Origin of the sequence: Paenibacillus sp. FSL R7-0297 (assembly GCF_038009025.1) — a bacterium.
Lineage (GTDB): Bacteria > Bacillota > Bacilli > Paenibacillales > Paenibacillaceae > Paenibacillus_AQ.
Window position 1 is genome coordinate 5975808 of sequence record NZ_JBBPAQ010000001.1, and the last position, 15065, is coordinate 5990872.

The 15065-nt window shown below is 53.7% G+C and carries 14 protein-coding genes; 2 read left to right on the top strand and 12 right to left on the bottom strand.

Going from position 1 to position 15065, the window contains the following annotated elements; all coding sequences use genetic code 11:
- Positions 1-27: 27 nt before the first annotated feature.
- From MKZ24_RS26225 to hemE, 4 genes are all read right to left on the bottom strand, one after another.
- Entirely contained in the window at positions 28-1407 is a 1380-nt protein-coding gene (locus MKZ24_RS26225) for a CapA family protein (protein ID WP_042235004.1), read from the bottom strand.
- Between the two features lie 188 nt (positions 1408-1595).
- Positions 1596-3068, bottom strand: coding sequence for a protoporphyrinogen oxidase (gene hemG, locus MKZ24_RS26230; protein ID WP_042235002.1), 1473 nt, complete (start codon positions 3066-3068; stop codon positions 1596-1598).
- On the bottom strand, positions 3065-4018 hold the full coding sequence (gene hemH, locus MKZ24_RS26235) for a ferrochelatase (RefSeq protein WP_042235000.1): 954 nt from the start codon (positions 4016-4018) through the stop codon (positions 3065-3067). Before hemH ends, hemG begins: the two co-directional genes overlap by 4 nt.
- Before the next feature lie 72 nt (positions 4019-4090).
- Positions 4091-5152: a uroporphyrinogen decarboxylase gene (gene hemE, locus MKZ24_RS26240; RefSeq protein ID WP_042234998.1), complete on the bottom strand. Its 1062-nt coding sequence runs from the start codon at positions 5150-5152 to the stop codon at positions 4091-4093.
- Positions 5153-5379: 227 nt separating this feature from the next.
- Between hemE and MKZ24_RS26245 the strand changes: the two genes are divergently transcribed.
- A complete protein-coding gene (locus tag MKZ24_RS26245) occupies positions 5380-6600 on the top strand; it encodes an MFS transporter (RefSeq protein ID WP_042135690.1) in 1221 nt (406 codons plus the stop codon).
- A gap of 36 nt (positions 6601-6636) precedes the next feature.
- Here MKZ24_RS26245 and MKZ24_RS26250 read toward each other — a convergent pair whose 3' ends face one another.
- On the bottom strand, positions 6637-7266 hold the full coding sequence (locus tag MKZ24_RS26250) for an O-methyltransferase (RefSeq protein ID WP_042234997.1): 630 nt from the start codon (positions 7264-7266) through the stop codon (positions 6637-6639).
- A 176-nt stretch (positions 7267-7442) separates the two neighbouring features.
- Here MKZ24_RS26250 and MKZ24_RS26255 point away from each other — a divergent pair, with 176 nt between their 5' ends.
- The gene (locus MKZ24_RS26255; protein ID WP_340788309.1) at positions 7443-8576 is read left to right on the top strand and encodes a THUMP domain-containing class I SAM-dependent RNA methyltransferase; all 1134 of its coding nucleotides are present in this window, start codon (positions 7443-7445) and stop codon (positions 8574-8576) included.
- Between the two features lie 410 nt (positions 8577-8986).
- Here MKZ24_RS26255 and MKZ24_RS26260 read toward each other — a convergent pair whose 3' ends face one another.
- The 7 genes from MKZ24_RS26260 to MKZ24_RS26290 all read right to left on the bottom strand — a co-directional run bounded on the left by MKZ24_RS26260 (position 8987) and on the right by MKZ24_RS26290 (position 15046).
- The gene (locus tag MKZ24_RS26260) at positions 8987-9325 is read right to left on the bottom strand and encodes a hypothetical protein (RefSeq protein ID WP_340788312.1); all 339 of its coding nucleotides are present in this window, start codon (positions 9323-9325) and stop codon (positions 8987-8989) included.
- Between the two features lie 371 nt (positions 9326-9696).
- Positions 9697-10059, bottom strand: a complete 363-nt coding sequence (locus MKZ24_RS26265; protein ID WP_231637830.1) for a hypothetical protein — start codon at positions 10057-10059, stop codon at positions 9697-9699.
- A 359-nt stretch (positions 10060-10418) separates the two neighbouring features.
- On the bottom strand, positions 10419-10658 hold the full coding sequence (locus tag MKZ24_RS26270; RefSeq protein ID WP_042234994.1) for a DUF1450 domain-containing protein: 240 nt from the start codon (positions 10656-10658) through the stop codon (positions 10419-10421).
- Positions 10659-10700: 42 nt separating this feature from the next.
- Positions 10701-11003 carry a HesB/IscA family protein gene (locus tag MKZ24_RS26275; RefSeq protein WP_039308768.1) on the bottom strand — a complete coding sequence of 101 codons (303 nt, stop codon included), beginning with the start codon at positions 11001-11003 and terminating at the stop codon, positions 10701-10703.
- A 126-nt stretch (positions 11004-11129) separates the two neighbouring features.
- Complete coding sequence (locus MKZ24_RS26280) at positions 11130-11381, bottom strand: hypothetical protein (protein WP_042234992.1); 252 nt, start codon at positions 11379-11381, stop codon at positions 11130-11132.
- Between the two features lie 168 nt (positions 11382-11549).
- Complete coding sequence (locus tag MKZ24_RS26285) at positions 11550-13670, bottom strand: family 16 glycoside hydrolase (RefSeq protein WP_340788319.1); 2121 nt, start codon at positions 13668-13670, stop codon at positions 11550-11552.
- 23 nt (positions 13671-13693) lie between these two features.
- A complete protein-coding gene (locus tag MKZ24_RS26290) occupies positions 13694-15046 on the bottom strand; it encodes an FAD-dependent oxidoreductase (RefSeq protein ID WP_042234989.1) in 1353 nt (450 codons plus the stop codon).
- Between the last annotated feature and the right edge of the window lie 19 nt (positions 15047-15065).

The following is a 15065-nucleotide window of genomic DNA, read 5'->3' on the forward strand; positions in this document are numbered from 1 at the left end:
CTTTGGCACCTCCAGCAGAAGTAGGATTTATTGGGCCGGCTGCACAACGGTACCGTCATTACGGATCTTGACCAGACCGGAGGATAAGGATTCCACCTTATGCAGCAAAAGCTGTCCGTCCGCCTCATTCATCGGCACCGGTTGTCCCAGCTCAGCATCCATCGGACTCAGCTTGAGGGAGCACTGCCCCTCCTTGCTGCATTCCGCCTGGAATACAGCCGTCTCCCAGGTTGCCGGAAGACTGGAACGTGTGAAGATAAAGTTTCCTGTGCTGTAGGCAATCCATTTCCCTTTGTAGGGCTCAATCCCCTGCAGCACATGCGGATGTCCGCCCATCACCAGATCAGCTCCAGCATCGATAAAGCTATGCCCCAGCGTCTGTTGGGTCTTGTCATATTGCTCCATCCGCTCTTTGCCCCAATGGACAACAACTACGACAACATCGGCTTGTTTTTTGGCAGCGGCAATGGCCTTGAGTGCTTCTGCGCTGTCATAGACAGAGGCGAGACCCGGCTTGCCTGCTTCGGCCTTCCATTCGATCACCGGCATCACCCGTGTGAACCCGAGCAAGGCTATTTTGATACCCTGCCGCTCAAAATACTGCGCAGAGTAAGCTTCCTTGCTGTTCTTTCCTGCTCCGACATAAGGAATGCCCCGCTTGCTCAGGTGCTTCAGGGTATCCAGCAAGCCCTCTTCCCCCTGATCCAGGGTGTGGTTATTAGCCAGATTGACTGCATCTACGCCAGCTGATTTCAGTGCATCCAGCGCTTCCGGAGCTCCCTTGAATACAAACTGCTTGTTCGCGGCACCTACACCGCCAGTAGTGATCGGTGTCTCCAGGTTGACCACGGTCAGATCATCCTTTTTGAACATCCCGTCAAGTGCACTGTAAGAATAATCGTACCCCTTCTTCTGCAGCAGTTCCGCTACCTTACCGGCAAAGATGACATCTCCGGCAAAATTCAGCTTCACCGTCCCGCCTGAAGCGTTCTCCGGCAAGCCTGATATCTGGCCTCCAGCATTTCCCGTTGCCGTTTGGGGTTCAGCCGTTGCCGCTTCCTTAACTGTAGGAGCAGGCGTAATCACGGCTTCCGCAGTCTCCGTAGGCAGCGCAGTGGCCTCCGGTGTTGCTTCAGGTGTTGGCTCCGGACTGGCTGTAGCCTCTGCTGTAGGTGCCACCTCCGCAGGAGCTGCCGCTGTTGCAGAAGCTTCAGGCGAAGGCGAAGGATCGGCCACCACAACCGGAGGAGCTGAACTCTCCATATCTTTGTTATCCATGAAAGAATAGGCCAGCAGGCCGGCAATCATCAGAAGCAACACTACATTAAACCATGCCCAGACCGTTCTGCGCCTCTTTTTGCTGCTATGTTTCTTGCTCTGTCTACTGCGTGACCTCGGCGGATACATGAGTACTGGTAATCTCCTTTACCCTTAAAGTGTTTCTATTATAGCATATCTCTTCCGTGTCACTCCAAAGTAACCCATAGTCTTCCCGCCCCGCCGAGCGTGGCCTTGGCTTCAATGATTATTCCGGCACTTTATACATTTCCCTATAAAAAACGGTGAAGCGCCACTGCTCCGCTCCACCGCTTCCGTTATACCGTTACAGCCGCCGGTTCCGGCAGCTTCTCTAAATGGGCTGCAGCAGTCTCAGCCGTAAGCTTCGCCTGCTTAATGCAGTCCGGCATGCCGATGCCGTCATAGCCCGCGCCAAAAGCATACACACCCGGCAGCTTCTCCTCCAGCTCACTTCGCAGGCCGGCGATCCGGCCGGGATGGCCTACCGGATATTGCGGCATGGAATGCCTGAGCCGGGTAATCTCTGTGAACAGCGGCGCTGCAGTGATCCCCATAATTTCCTTCAGGTCTTTGCGTACCAGTTCAGCCAGCGCCTCATCCGGCAGGTCTACATTCTGTTCATCCCCAGACCGTCCGACGTAACAGCGCAGCAGTACCTTATCATCCGGGCTGGTATGCAGCCATTTCGTAGAAGTCCAGGTACAGGCCGTGATGTTCCGCCCCTCTTTGCGGGGGACCAGGAATCCGGATCCGTCATATTCGGTAACGATATCCTTCTTGGTAAACGCCATGACCACATTAGCCACTGATACATAATTGACAGCATTCAGCGCGGATACATCCACATGCGGACGCAGCAGCTCTGCGGCAGCGAAATTCTGCACGGTTACATAGACATCATCAGCTTGCAGCAGTTCACCGTTGTCCAGCTCCACCTCATAGCGCGGTGCAGTAGAGGCCTCTGCGGACACCCCCGCCCCGCTCCGTACTTTGATGGACACCGCTCCCGTTCCGGTCCGCTGCTGGGCATCCTGCAGATCATGGATCAGGGCATGCACCAGGCTCTGCAGCCCCTGACGGAAAGTCAGGAACGCGCTTTTCTTGGTTCCGGTATGGGTCTCCGCCGGCTTCCTGCCGGTCGTCATCCCGCGGATCAGACTGCCGTACTGGCGCTCGACCTCGCCGAACTGCGGAAAAGTAGCCTGGAGGCTGATCTTGCGCATATCACCGGCATAAATACCGGCGAGCAGGGGCTCGGTCATATTCTCCAGCACCTCTGTACCCAGACGCCGCTCGATCAGGTCACCGAGCGATTCATCCTCGGAGCTGCGGCGCGGCGGAAGAATGAAATCCATCATCGCCCGCATTTTACCGCTGAAGGAGACGAGGCCGCTCTTCAGAAACGGCTTCAGCTCCGTAGGAATCCCCAGAACAAGCCCGGCGGGCATCGGGTGGAGCTTGCCGCGCTGCAGTATGTAAGTCTTCTTGGCATTCGGATTCGTAGTCACCAGCTCGTGATCCAGCTCCAGCTCTCTGGCCAGATCAACCATAGCTGTTTTGCGGGCCAGGAAGGAGTCCGGACCTTTCTCAATGACAAAGCCGTCACGGTGCAGGGTCTCGATTTTACCGCCAAGGCATTTATCCTTCTCAACCAATATAATTTCCGGCTGAATCCCGGCTTCCCGGTAAAACTTGCGGACGTAGTAAGCGGCACTGAGGCCGCTGAGGCCTCCGCCGATAATTACTACCTTGCGCGGTGAACCGCTCATGATTGCTTCACCTGTAACTGCCCGGCCTTCGTACGCACCACATCGCTCAGCACTGACATATACGCCGGATCGCTATTCAAGGAATCAATCCGCAGCAGCCGCATATCCAGCTCTGAAGCCAAGGCCTGCGCCTCAATATCCAGATCGTACAGGACCTCTAAGTGATCAGATACGAAGCCAATGGGAGCGGACAGCACATATTTCACCTGAGCTTCGGCCAGCTCACGCATCGTATCCAGAATATCCGGACCCAGCCACGGCTCTGCAGTTCTGCCCGCGCTCTGCCAGGTGAACTGCCAGGACTCCACACCTGCCTGGTCGGCAATGGCTTTGGAGGTTTCCAGCAGCTGGTCACGGTACGGATCGCCCATAGCCAGAATACGTTCCGGCAGGCTGTGTGCGCTGAACAGTACACGCACTTCATCCCTCACCGCTCCGGTTTCCTCGAATTCATCCAGCTTCGCGGTCACCCGGCGGCTAAGCACATCAATCAGCTCCGGATGCATATGGTAACTCTCGACAAAATCCATATCAATTCCGCAAGCATCCGCTTTTTCCTTGGCCCGCTTGATATAGGTTCCAACGCTCATCACCGAGTAATGAGGGGCCAGCACAATGCCTATCGCCTGGGTAATCCCATCCCGGACCATCGCCTCCACACCATCTTCAATGAAAGGTCTGGCATGCTTCAGCCCCTGGTAGCAGACATACTGAATCTGCCCGCTGTTCAGCTTGGCCTGCAGGGCCTCCACCTGGCGGTCTGTATTCTCCCTGAGTGGGAACACGCCTCCAACAATGGCTTCGTAGCGTTCCTTCAGCTCTTTCAGCTGTTCAGCGGAAGGTGCATTGCCTCTGCGGATATGCGTGTAATACGCTTCTACATCCTCCAGACTTTCAGGCGTGCCGTACGACATCACGAGTACTCCAATTTTGGTAGTCACGGTTTCCATCCCCTTTTACGAAATATGTTCATAAAAACAAAGAGAGCAGCAATTGCTGCTATCTCATGTACCTTGCTTTAATTACGCCAGCGGTCCGGCTGCCTGTTTCAAGGCCGCTGCTGAATACTCATGTACATAATCCGTTAATTCCTTAAGTGTGTCCAACGAAGCTTCAGGAAATAATCCATGGCCCAGATTAAAAATATAACCCGGTTGTCTGATGCCTTCATCGATCAGTTCTTTCGCCCGTTCTTTCAATACGTTCATTGGTGCGGTCAGCAGATAAGGATCCAGATTGCCTTGAATCGCGAATCCTCCGCCAGTTCTGCGTCTGCCTTCGGTCAGGCTTACGCGCCAGTCCAGTCCGATCACATCGGCCTGGAGCTTGGCAAGGCTGGGGAGCAGCTCCCCTGAGCTGACACCCGGGAAGTAAATCTTCGGAACATCCAGATCAGACAGCTCGGCAAAAATCCGGGTGATTGTCGGCAGCACATAGGTTTCAAAGTCACGCGGGGCCAGCGCTCCAACCCAGCTATCGAACAGCTGGAACGCCTTACCGCCGCTTCGGACATGGGCGCGAAGATATGCGATAACCATATCGCCCAGCTTCTCCATCAGCTTCTCCCACACGCGGGGCTGGCTGAACATCATTTCCTTGGTGCGGTGATAGCTCTTGGAGGGTCTGCCTTCAATCAGATAGCTGGCAATGGTGAAAGGCGCTCCTGCAAAAGTGATCAGCGGCACGTCCAGCTCTTTGTCGAGGAGGGAAATCGTTTCCAGAATGTGGCCCAGATCCCCTTCCACATCAATCGGCTTCAGCCGGTCGACATCCGCCGCCGAGCGGATTGGATTCTCAATGACCGGGCCGATATTCTTCACGATGTCGAAGTTCACGCCAAGGGAAGCTACAGGATTCATAATGTCTGAATATAGGATGGCCGCATCCACACCCAGCTTACGCACAGGCATCAAGGTTATTTCAGCTGCAAGCTCCGGCTGTCTGCAGATCTCCAGCAGCGAGTATTTCTCCTTGATTTTACGGTACTCGGGATCATAACGGCCGGCCTGCCGCATGTACCATACGGGAACGTGCTCCGTACTCTGCTGTCTGCAGGCGCGGATAAAAGTGTCGTTGTAGGTCATGATAAGATCTCCATAAGATTTGATAGGTTACTGTGAAAACACATAACATTATTATGCCCTTTTTGCCAGCGGGTAACAACCGCTTCACCCTTAAGGGAATGACAATCCCATGACATTACTATGACAAGTGTTGCACTGCACGGCTAAAAAACTATGATATACTGATATAATGTCAATTTTTCGTGAACTATTTATCATTGAATCCCCTGAAAGGAAGTGAAAGCACTTTGAAGAATTGGGAGACCTGGAAAGTCAACCTCATGGTGCTTTGGTTTGGCCAGTTTCTGGTGAATGCCGGCATGACTATGATTACCCCTTTTCTGTCCCTTTATCTCGCTAAAGACCTGGGTGTGACCGGAGATCACGCGATCGGGATGTGGGCCGGACTTATTTTTGCCGCAAACTTCTTGACCTCGTTTATCTTTCAGCCCCTATGGGGCAAGCTTGCCGACAAATACGGCCGCAAAATCATGCTGCTGCGCTCCAGCTTCGGTATGGCGATTGTCATCGTGCTGATGGGCTTCGCGCAATCCCCGATGCAGCTCCTGCTGCTCCGCCTGCTGAACGGCACCATCTCCGGCTTCAACCCCGCCTCCATCGCGCTGGTCTCGGGAACCACCCCGAAACCGCGTATGGGCTTCGCCATGGGACTGATGCAGTCCGGCGCTGTAGCCGGTACGATTCTCGGTCCGCTGATCGGCGGCTTGCTGGCGGACTGGATTGGGTTCCGTCCGATCTTTTATGTCGTGGGTGCGCTCTTGTTCGTTGCCTCCCTGCTGGCGTTATTCCTGGTCAAGGAGAAATTCGACCGGGTGGAAGCCGCGCAGGTGCCGCAGGTGTCTGTGCTCGAAGGCTTCAAGGAGCTGGCTAAGGTGCCGCAGCTGCCTGCCCTGTTCGGCGTGACGTTCCTGCTGCAATTCGCCATGATCAGCCCGATGTCGCTGCTGCCGCTCTATGTGGAGAAGCTGCACGGCTCCGCAGTGAATATCGCCTTCTGGGCCGGCATGGTCAGTGCCGTCACCGGCATCTCGAACATGCTGGCCTCTCCGCTGCTCGGCAAGCTCAGCGACAAGGTCGGCGCCCACCGGATACTGACCTATGCGCTGATTGGCGCGGCGCTGTTCCTGATCCCGCAGGCCTTCGTGACCAGCGTCTGGCAGCTGATCCTCGTCCGCTTCCTGATGGGCGTCTTCATGGGCGGCCTGCTGCCCAGCGTCAACGCCCTGATCCGTTCCTACACACCTGACGGCAAGGAGAGCCGGGCCTTCGGCTTCAACAGCAGCACACTGGCACTCGGCAATATGCTGGGCGCGGTCATCGGCGGCTTCCTGTCCGGATATATCGGGATCGAAGGGCTGTTCATCATCTCCGGCGCGTTCCTGCTGATTAATACGGTCTGGGTAAGGCTCAAGCTGTACAAGAAGACTGAACCCCGGTTGTTCCGTTAGCTTAAGACAAGGCAAGCCCCGATTGGAGAGGACTAGCTACTTAACCATCGCCAGGGCCAGTCCGTCATAGGCGGGCAGCAGTGTGCTGCTCAGGCGGGGATCGGCTGCAATCATCTCATTGAAGCGCCGCATCGCCTGAACCGCCGGTCCGTTCTTCTCGGCATTGAGCGTACGGCCGCGCAGGAAGATGTTGTCCCCGGCAATGATTGCACCCGGTGAAGCGAGCCGAATCGCATATTCCAGATAATTCGGATAGTTCTCCTTGTCGGCGTCGATGAAGAAGAAATCATACTTTTGGCCCTGCGCTTCGAGCAGCATCAGGCTGTCCAGCGCCGGGCCGATTTGGTATTCTACCGCGTCCCCGAAGCCCGCCTGCTCCAGATGGCTATGGGCAAGCTTGGCATAGTCAGCCTTAAGCTCCAGGGATGTCAGGCTGCCGCGCTGCGTGAAACCGCGGCACAGGCAGATTCCGCTGTAGCCTCCCAGCGCACCGATCTCAAGTATCCGGCTGGCACGGGAAAGGGTAACCAGCATCGTCAGCAGTCTGCCGTAGCCTGGAGCGATGGACACCTCCGGCATTCCGTTTGCTGCGATGGCCTGTTTGACTTTTAATAGTAAATCATCCTCTGTATATAGCTGTTCGCTGTATTCTTCCTGATTCTGCATATGTATTCTCCTTTAAATTTCATTTTGTGTAGCACGGACGGGCATTGTGTAGAACCCTTCATTACCCTATACTGATATCTGAACGCTCTAATGGTTCACATTCACATGGAGAGCAAGCTTCTCTTATTGTACTGGCTTTGCGTATTTATCCACAAGTTAAACGGAGTTGAGAGCATTTGGGCAAATTACAATTGATCGCCACCGCCCCCATGGGGCTGGAGGCTGTAGTAGCGCGTGAATTGAACGAACTGGGTTATGAGACCACGGTCGAGAACGGAAGGGTATTATTCAGCGGAGATTACATCGACATCTGCCGCTGCAATCTGTGGCTGCGCACCTCTGACCGTGTATTGGTCAAAATGGGCCAGTTCCCCGCCAAAACCTTCGATGAGCTATTCGAAGGCGTCAAAGCGATTAATTGGGAGGACTGGATTCCTGAGAACGGCGAATTCCCGGTAGAAGGCCGCTCCCATAAATCACAGCTAACGAGTGTTCCTGCCTGCCAGGGAATCGTCAAGAAGGCGATTGTCGAGAAGCTGAAGCTGTCGTACCGTACCGAGTGGTTCCCTGAGAACGGGCCGCGATATGTGGTTGAAGTCATTCTGCTGAATGACATCGCGCTGATCACCCTGGACACCACCGGACCGGCGCTGCACAAACGCGGCTACCGCCGCCAGGCCACCGAAGCACCGCTGAAGGAGACCATGGCTGCGGCCCTGATCCAGCTCAGCCGCTGGAACGGCCACCGGCCGCTGTACGATCCATGCTGTGGTTCTGGCACGATTCTGATCGAGGCCGCGATGATCGCCTGGAATATCGCGCCGGGTCTGCGCCGCTCCTTCCCGTCCGAGCACTGGCCGGAGATTCCCCAGCGGCTGTGGGAAGAAGCCCGCGAGGAAGCCTTCGACGCTGTTCGTGACGACTACCCGCTGCAGCTGACCGGCACCGACATTGATCCGGCAGCGATTGAGATTGCCGAAGCCGCCGCCAAGAGCGCCGGGCTCTCTGGTGAGATCACCTTCAAGCATATCGCTGCCGCCAAGGCCCGCCCGGAAGGCGAATATGGCTGTATTATCACGAATCCTCCATACGGGGAGCGGATCAGTAATGATAAGGAAGTGGAGAAGCTGACCCGCCAATTCGGCGAGATGATGCTCTACCTGCCGACCTGGTCCTTCTTCGCCATCAGCCCGTACAAGGAATTCGAGCAATACTACGGACGTAAAGCGGACAAGCGCCGCAAGCTCTACAACGGCCGGATTGAATGCCAATACTATCAATACCTCGGTCCGCTGCCTCCGCGTAATTAGCAGGAGTGGCGGTTAACAACGATCAGATAACAAGCCTTAAGTTCCGTGCAGCCGGTCTGCGCTGCGGACTTAAGGCTTGTTTGTGCTAAAACCAACCGCTGAAGCAAAGAAACCGGCCCGGCCCCCAAATACTGCATTGGGCTACCACGAAGGTAACCCGGCCAGATGTATGCGAAAAACCGAATACATTGGGCTACCACGAAGGTAACCGGGCCCAATGTATGCGAAAAACCGAACACATTAGGCTACCGCGAAGGAAAGCGGGCCCAATGTATGCGGAAAACCGAACACATTGGGCTGTCGCGAAGGTAACCGGGCCAGATGTATGCGAAAACAAACATGTCTTCCAAGGCACAACTCCAGCATGAAAATGAGCAGCGTGGCTAAAAAACAGAACATCGTCTTTTCATTTATTTAACATATTTTAACGGAAAACCGAACACAATTGGACTGGGTAAGCCACGTAAGCCAAATGTAATCGAAAAACCGAACACAATTGGAAAGGGTGCACCGCGTAGGCCAAATGTAATCGAAAAACCGAACACAATTGGACTGGGTGCACAGCGTAGGCCAAATGTAATCGAAAAACCGAACACAATTGGACTGGGTACGCCGCTTAAGCTGAATGTAATCGAAAAACCGAACACAATTGGACTGGGTACGCCGCTTAAGCCGAATGTAATCGAAAAACCGAACACAATTGGACTGGGTAAGCCACGTAAGCCAAATGTAATCGAAAAACCGAACACAATTGCTCCGAATGTGGTCGGTTTTTCGCATACATTCGCGGGTCGTATTAGTCTTTATACCAGATCTGGACTTTGGAGCGACCCTATATACTCATAGTACATAATTCGCTGAGATCCTCCGCTTGCTACAGGGCGAAATTCCCCCTTTTCCACCAGCATGCGGCTGTATTTAATGACTGTAGTGGTATGTATTTTAAGCTCTCTCGCTGCATCACCCGGACGAAGAACAAGATGGTGACGGATGGCTGACCGCATCAAATCTCGTTCAATTTTAGAATAGGATTTCTCTGTTTCCTTATTTGTAGTTCCTGCCGACAAATAAGGAAACAGAAGGTTCCGCAGCGCGGAAAGGATGAAAGACGGATTTTCTTTCATCTCATCCAGCGATATATAGTACCATACATTCCTGTGACTGCAGGAAAAGCCCCCGGTTCAGATACATCCTGATATTTACTCCGATCCGTGCCATGTGAGCCAAAATCCATAATCTCAAAAGCAATACGCGAAGATCCGATCTCCCACAGTTTATCGACAAAGTAGGATCTGCCGCGCCAGGCTTTAACTTCATATTCCGGATGCAGTCCCTGAAAATGTCCGGCTAGCGTCCACCAAACCTGCTCGACAAACAAGCGGTTACCATAGCCATGCCCCCGCTTTAGCGCATCAAGCCGCTCCCCCTTTCTTCGTTTAAGATGATCGCTCAACCATTGATCATCTTCCGTCGTAAAGCTCATATTCATCCCCTCATTCTGCAATAAAATTTGAATTTAAATCAAGTAGAAACGGCTACGCCGTCCTTGAAACGACGGTGCGTTTCAGCGAGAAATAGAAGGATAAGTTGTCATGCGCAGCATATAAATTCTTATATTTACACAAAACCCCGCCTCCTTCCGAATGGAAGAGAGACGGGGCATGCTTGTATCTATAAATAGTGTGTCCCTTTAGTCTGGAAACACAATACAAAAATGTCAATATAGAAATTATCCGCATCAGACCAATGTATTCGTTTGTCCGCATACAGTTCGCACAACAAAACAACCCCCGCAAACTTATGCAGAGGCTGTTCTTGTGTTCTATCACTACCAGAGCTGATCTATTTCTTCACTGCCGGCTGCTTGACGAAAGCTTCCGCTTTGGCCAGCACCTCATCTTCTGTCGGAGCGCTGATGTAACGGCCGTTGATATAGACAAACGGGCGTTTGCCGCAAGGTCCGCAGTAGGAGATACAGCCTGTTTTGATCTCGGCGTCAGGCGCCATCTTCAGCAGCTTGGGCACGATGCTTTTCATTTTGATATGATTGCACTCGTCACATATTCTTATATCGTTAGCCATGAAGCAACCCTTCTTTATGTCCGTAAAATACGGGCGGATCAATTAGTGATCGCCATGATTTCCTTTAGACGGATTAGTAATAACGAAGCCTTCCTCAGGGAAGTAGAGATAATCAATCTTCACACCATCCAGCAGCGGCTGGTTCGGATCAAGAATAACATCGATTTCTTTGTCAGTGGAGATGACTACGTCGTTCTCCTTAGGCGTGTCCAGATCCAGGCCGTAATGGGCATGGTCACCGTGGGAATGCGTAATCGCTACGCGCAGTTTAAGCTCGCTGTTGCCTTCAAGCTCCATAGTTTTCTTTATCACTTTAGCCGCATTGCGGGTAATTTTGACGTTCATTCGATTCCATCTCCCGGGCATCTATAGTTTAAATACTCAATAATTCATTTTAAGGAATATAGAATGTAAAAGCAACCATATTGCTGAAATACATCAGATAGAGCATTTAAAAGTGTCGTAAAACCGTCATCTTAGGCTCTTCAGCGCCGGGTATTTGCGGTCCATCCGCGAGACGAACCAGCCCATCAGCAGCATCGTCACCCCGATGTCATCAATGGGTATAAACGGCATGAAATCAGGCAGCACCCAGTACAGCAGCGCAGGAATGGTGAACAGCAGCTTGTCTCCCATCGCGACGTCCGGTGAAATGATATATTGCCAGGAGCTGCGGAATATATGAGACCATTGTTTGAGCGACAACAGTTTTCTGAATTTCATTGAGTAGTCCTCCCTGCTTCATTTGCTTATGTCATTAGAAAAGGGCACAGCCGCCAAGCACCTGTTGAAAGGATTGCGGCCATACCCTTTGCTGTTATCTTACGCAAATTTGCAGAAATCGTTTCATTTTTAACTAAAATTTGACCGGATCATCAATCCCGCTAACCTTTATTCCGTAACCTTAACATCGTCGATCCGGGCAGTGCTGGAATGCATCCGAATCCCAATTTCCCCTCCGGCCGGCTGCGCCGCCGTATCGGTCCACTGGATCAGCTGGGTACCGCCGGCAAAAGCCGTAACCGTAATGCCGCTGACCGTCACCTTCAGCTCCGTCCACTGTCCGGGCGTAACAGCAACATCGGCACTGCTTACCATCGTGAGTGTTCCGGCTGTTTTTTTGAACAACTCCGCTTTGTCGCCTGAATCATTCAGTCTGAACATGTAATAATTCGACGCATCCGCATACCGGAACAGCAATCCAGCGTTGCCGAAGGCATTCAGCAGCTTAATTTTGGCCGAGTACGTGTAGTTCCTCCAGGAGGCATCGCCTGTATAGGCTAGCGCTTCCCCTGATGACGATGTCTGCGTCAAAGCTTTCGTACCGTCATCCGCTACGCTCCATGCCCCGGCTGGAGTCGTCCAGCCGCTGTAATTGTTATCCTCGAAATCATCCTGAAGCAGCTTAACCGGCGGTGTGATTGTACCCTGGAACTCGAATACACCGATATCCGGCACACCGTTATACAATGTGTTTCCGAAGTAATCGAGACCCCCGTTGCCTGCAACCACCGCCCCGGCATTGATCAGCGGAGAGGTCTGCGTCAGCTTATAACCGTCTGCCGAAGCGAGTCCTGTGGCCGTGCCTGGACTGACGAAGCCGGGATTGCCGGTGATTTTGTTAGGATCGCTGGGAACACCCGAATTCAGCCCGTAGAAGCTGTTGTGATCATACGTCATTCTTGGACTGTTCGTGTATTGACCGCTGGCAGCATTATAAAAGATATTATTCGTGTAATAGGCCATTCCTGTATTGCTCGCATGGGTCAGCGCCTTGTTCTGCGTTCCCGAACGGTAGATGATATTGTTGTAGACGTACAGATTGCCGCCGCCGTTCACCAGATGGAACACCCCGTTCGCATCCTTATCATTCTGGCTGATATTGTAGCGGAAGATATTATTATTCGTGTTGTTCATGACCAGCAGTGTGCCGCCCTCGTTGTTATAGCTATAGTTATACTGGTAGATACTATCGTGCACCTCAATGTCGAAGTCCCACGGCTGGCCGTCTCCGCCCAGCATCCGGGTATCGGAGGCCTCGTTGTACTGGAAAATAGCACCTTTGGTATAATAAGCCCACTGTGCCGCAACGACAGTGATATCCTCAAGGTAATTGACAATGGATGTATTGACCTCGCAGGCTTCTCCAATGGATTTCGTGTTGTTGTATTCGATCAGCGGCGAGGCGCTGGCTCTGACCAGGATGCCGTCCCGGTGGATCTTCTCCACCACATTGCCCCGGATCACCACACCCCGGAAGGCATCGAACTTATGAGTCCATGCACTATTGAAAAAAGCATCCGTCATCGTCTGTATCCCTGTATCCGCCACGTTGATAACTGTGTTATTCTCGATCAGAATATCATCCCAGGTGCTCTCGGTTGCGGTATTGGTTCCCCGGGCATGTACATTAATTCCGCCCGTTCTGCGGTCCGTACCAAAGATATCGTGGATGTCGAGATTGCGGATATAAATATGCCGGAAGTTCCCCGCCCCTGCTCCTTCGCCCACAACCAGCACACCGTTTCTCCGCATATCCGTGGGCTGCTGTCCGCTTGTAATCTCCAGATTATTGATCTCCCAGTAGGAGACATTGCGTAATCTGACCCCGAAGCCTTCACCGCCCACGGCGGTGTTGCCGAAATGTATCAGCGGCTTGGCTCCGCTGCCGTAGCGGTCTACTATGATCGGGTTCCCCTCAGAGCCTGAGCCCTGCAGATCAAGATACTGATCAGTCCACACGCCGCCTGCCTTCAAAAGAATCCGGTCACCCGGGCTGAAGGTAGTGCTGTTCACTTTGCCCAGCGTCTTCCAGGCTGCCGTTTCACTGGTACCGGAGCTATTGTCGCTGCCCAGGGCAGAATCGACGTAATACGTCGTCCCTGCGGCCTCTGCAACTGGACCTGACAAGCCGGATAGGAGACTGAACAGTAAAAATACGATCATGCCCAGCAGGGTGAGCCTGCCCGGCCTGCTTTGCCTTGAACTAGGTTTCACTTGGTTACTTGACATGTTAATCACTCTCCCGCAATTAGTTATAACGCAGCCAAAGCTTCACCAAGCCAGGCCCCCTGCTGAACCAGCCCGCGCTGAAGTGCGGTGATATCTACCTTCCGGCTCTGGCTGTCCGTTCCGGCAGCCATCGCTGCCGCCATTCCCGCCGCCTGCCCCATCGCGAAGCAGTTGGGCATCACACGCAGCGAGCCTTGCACTACGCGGTCCGAGGAGGCTGCGCGTCCTGCCACCCACACATTATCTAGACCAACCGGCAGCATGCATCGGTAGGGAACGCCGTGGGATTCGCCGGGCGGCAGATGGTGAATATGCATGGCTCCGCTGCTGCGCGCCATATGGATATCGATGAAATAGCTATTGCGGGCAATATCATCCGGGAAGGACACCATATTCATGAAATCATCCTGTGTGAGAACATAATCGCCCACAATCCGCCGCGTCTCGCGGATGCCGATCTGCTCACCGGTGGACACGAGGTGGGCATGTTCAAAGCCGGGCACGTACGCCCGGAAGAATTCCAGCTGTCGGAGGACCAGCTTACGGCCTTCCACAGCCCCCCGGGTCAAATCCTCCGCTCTGGAGCCGTCGATGCCGAAGACATGGCCGAAGTTGACGCCGACCAGGTAATCGGCAACCCAGGACAGGCCAGAGACCGAATCCCGGCCCTGCGGCAGCTTCCCGTCCGCTTGGGCCTGCTGCACCGCCCGATGAATCTGATCGGTATCGCCGCTTTCATTCAAATATTTCAGGAAGCGCTTTCGGTCCACATTAGCCAGCAGATAACACATCGTCGCCGCCTGAAGCTCACCCGCTTCCCCGCCTTTATGGAACGGCGCTCCTGCCAGGGCAGCCAGATCAGCATCGCCTGTCGCATCGATCACTGTCTTCGCCTTGATGAGGCTCCGGCCGGATTTATTGACGATAACTACACCCTGGACCTTGCGTCCGGTCTCGTCCATCACAGTCTGACTGGCAATGGTATGCAGCAGCACCCCGGCTCCGCTCTCTGCCACAGCATCGTCGTATACGCGCTTAAGCACCTCCGGATCGATAGGCACCCAGTCCAGCTCGGCGCCGAAGCGTTCGCGGAATTCCGGCTCACATTCCGCTTTCATCTGTTCCAGCAGCTCAAGACCGATGCCGCGGACAACAGCCTTCTCCCCGTCACTGTAAGGACAGAAGGCCGGCACCAGGGCAACGGTGCCCATGCCGCCCAGGAAACCGCGCTGCTCAATCAGCAGCGTCCGTGCTCCGCTTCTGGCGGCGGAAATCGCAGCCGCCACGCCCGCAGGCCCGCCGCCTGCAACCAGCACATCCACTTCTTGCGAAACGGTGATTACTTCCGCAGGTAATCTAAACGTAGTTTCACTCATTACAATTCCTCCTTAATAC

What these genes read in the sequence shown, in the direction of transcription:
- MKZ24_RS26225 (WP_042235004.1), bottom strand. Translation starts at nt 1,407, where the DNA reads ATGTATCCGCCGAGGTCACGCAGTAGACAGAGCAAGAAACATAGCAGC.
- hemG (WP_042235002.1), bottom strand. Translation starts at nt 3,068, where the DNA reads ATGAGCGGTTCACCGCGCAAGGTAGTAATTATCGGCGGAGGCCTCAGC.
- hemH (WP_042235000.1), bottom strand. Translation starts at nt 4,018, where the DNA reads ATGGAAACCGTGACTACCAAAATTGGAGTACTCGTGATGTCGTACGGC.
- hemE (WP_042234998.1), bottom strand. Translation starts at nt 5,152, where the DNA reads ATGACCTACAACGACACTTTTATCCGCGCCTGCAGACAGCAGAGTACG.
- MKZ24_RS26250 (WP_042234997.1), bottom strand. Translation starts at nt 7,266, where the DNA reads ATGCAGAATCAGGAAGAATACAGCGAACAGCTATATACAGAGGATGAT.
- MKZ24_RS26265 (WP_231637830.1), bottom strand. Translation starts at nt 10,059, where the DNA reads ATGAGCTTTACGACGGAAGATGATCAATGGTTGAGCGATCATCTTAAA.
- MKZ24_RS26270 (WP_042234994.1), bottom strand. Translation starts at nt 10,658, where the DNA reads ATGGCTAACGATATAAGAATATGTGACGAGTGCAATCATATCAAAATG.
- MKZ24_RS26275 (WP_039308768.1), bottom strand. Translation starts at nt 11,003, where the DNA reads ATGAACGTCAAAATTACCCGCAATGCGGCTAAAGTGATAAAGAAAACT.
- MKZ24_RS26280 (WP_042234992.1), bottom strand. Translation starts at nt 11,381, where the DNA reads ATGAAATTCAGAAAACTGTTGTCGCTCAAACAATGGTCTCATATATTC.
- MKZ24_RS26285 (WP_340788319.1), bottom strand. Translation starts at nt 13,670, where the DNA reads ATGTCAAGTAACCAAGTGAAACCTAGTTCAAGGCAAAGCAGGCCGGGC.
- MKZ24_RS26290 (WP_042234989.1), bottom strand. Translation starts at nt 15,046, where the DNA reads ATGAGTGAAACTACGTTTAGATTACCTGCGGAAGTAATCACCGTTTCG.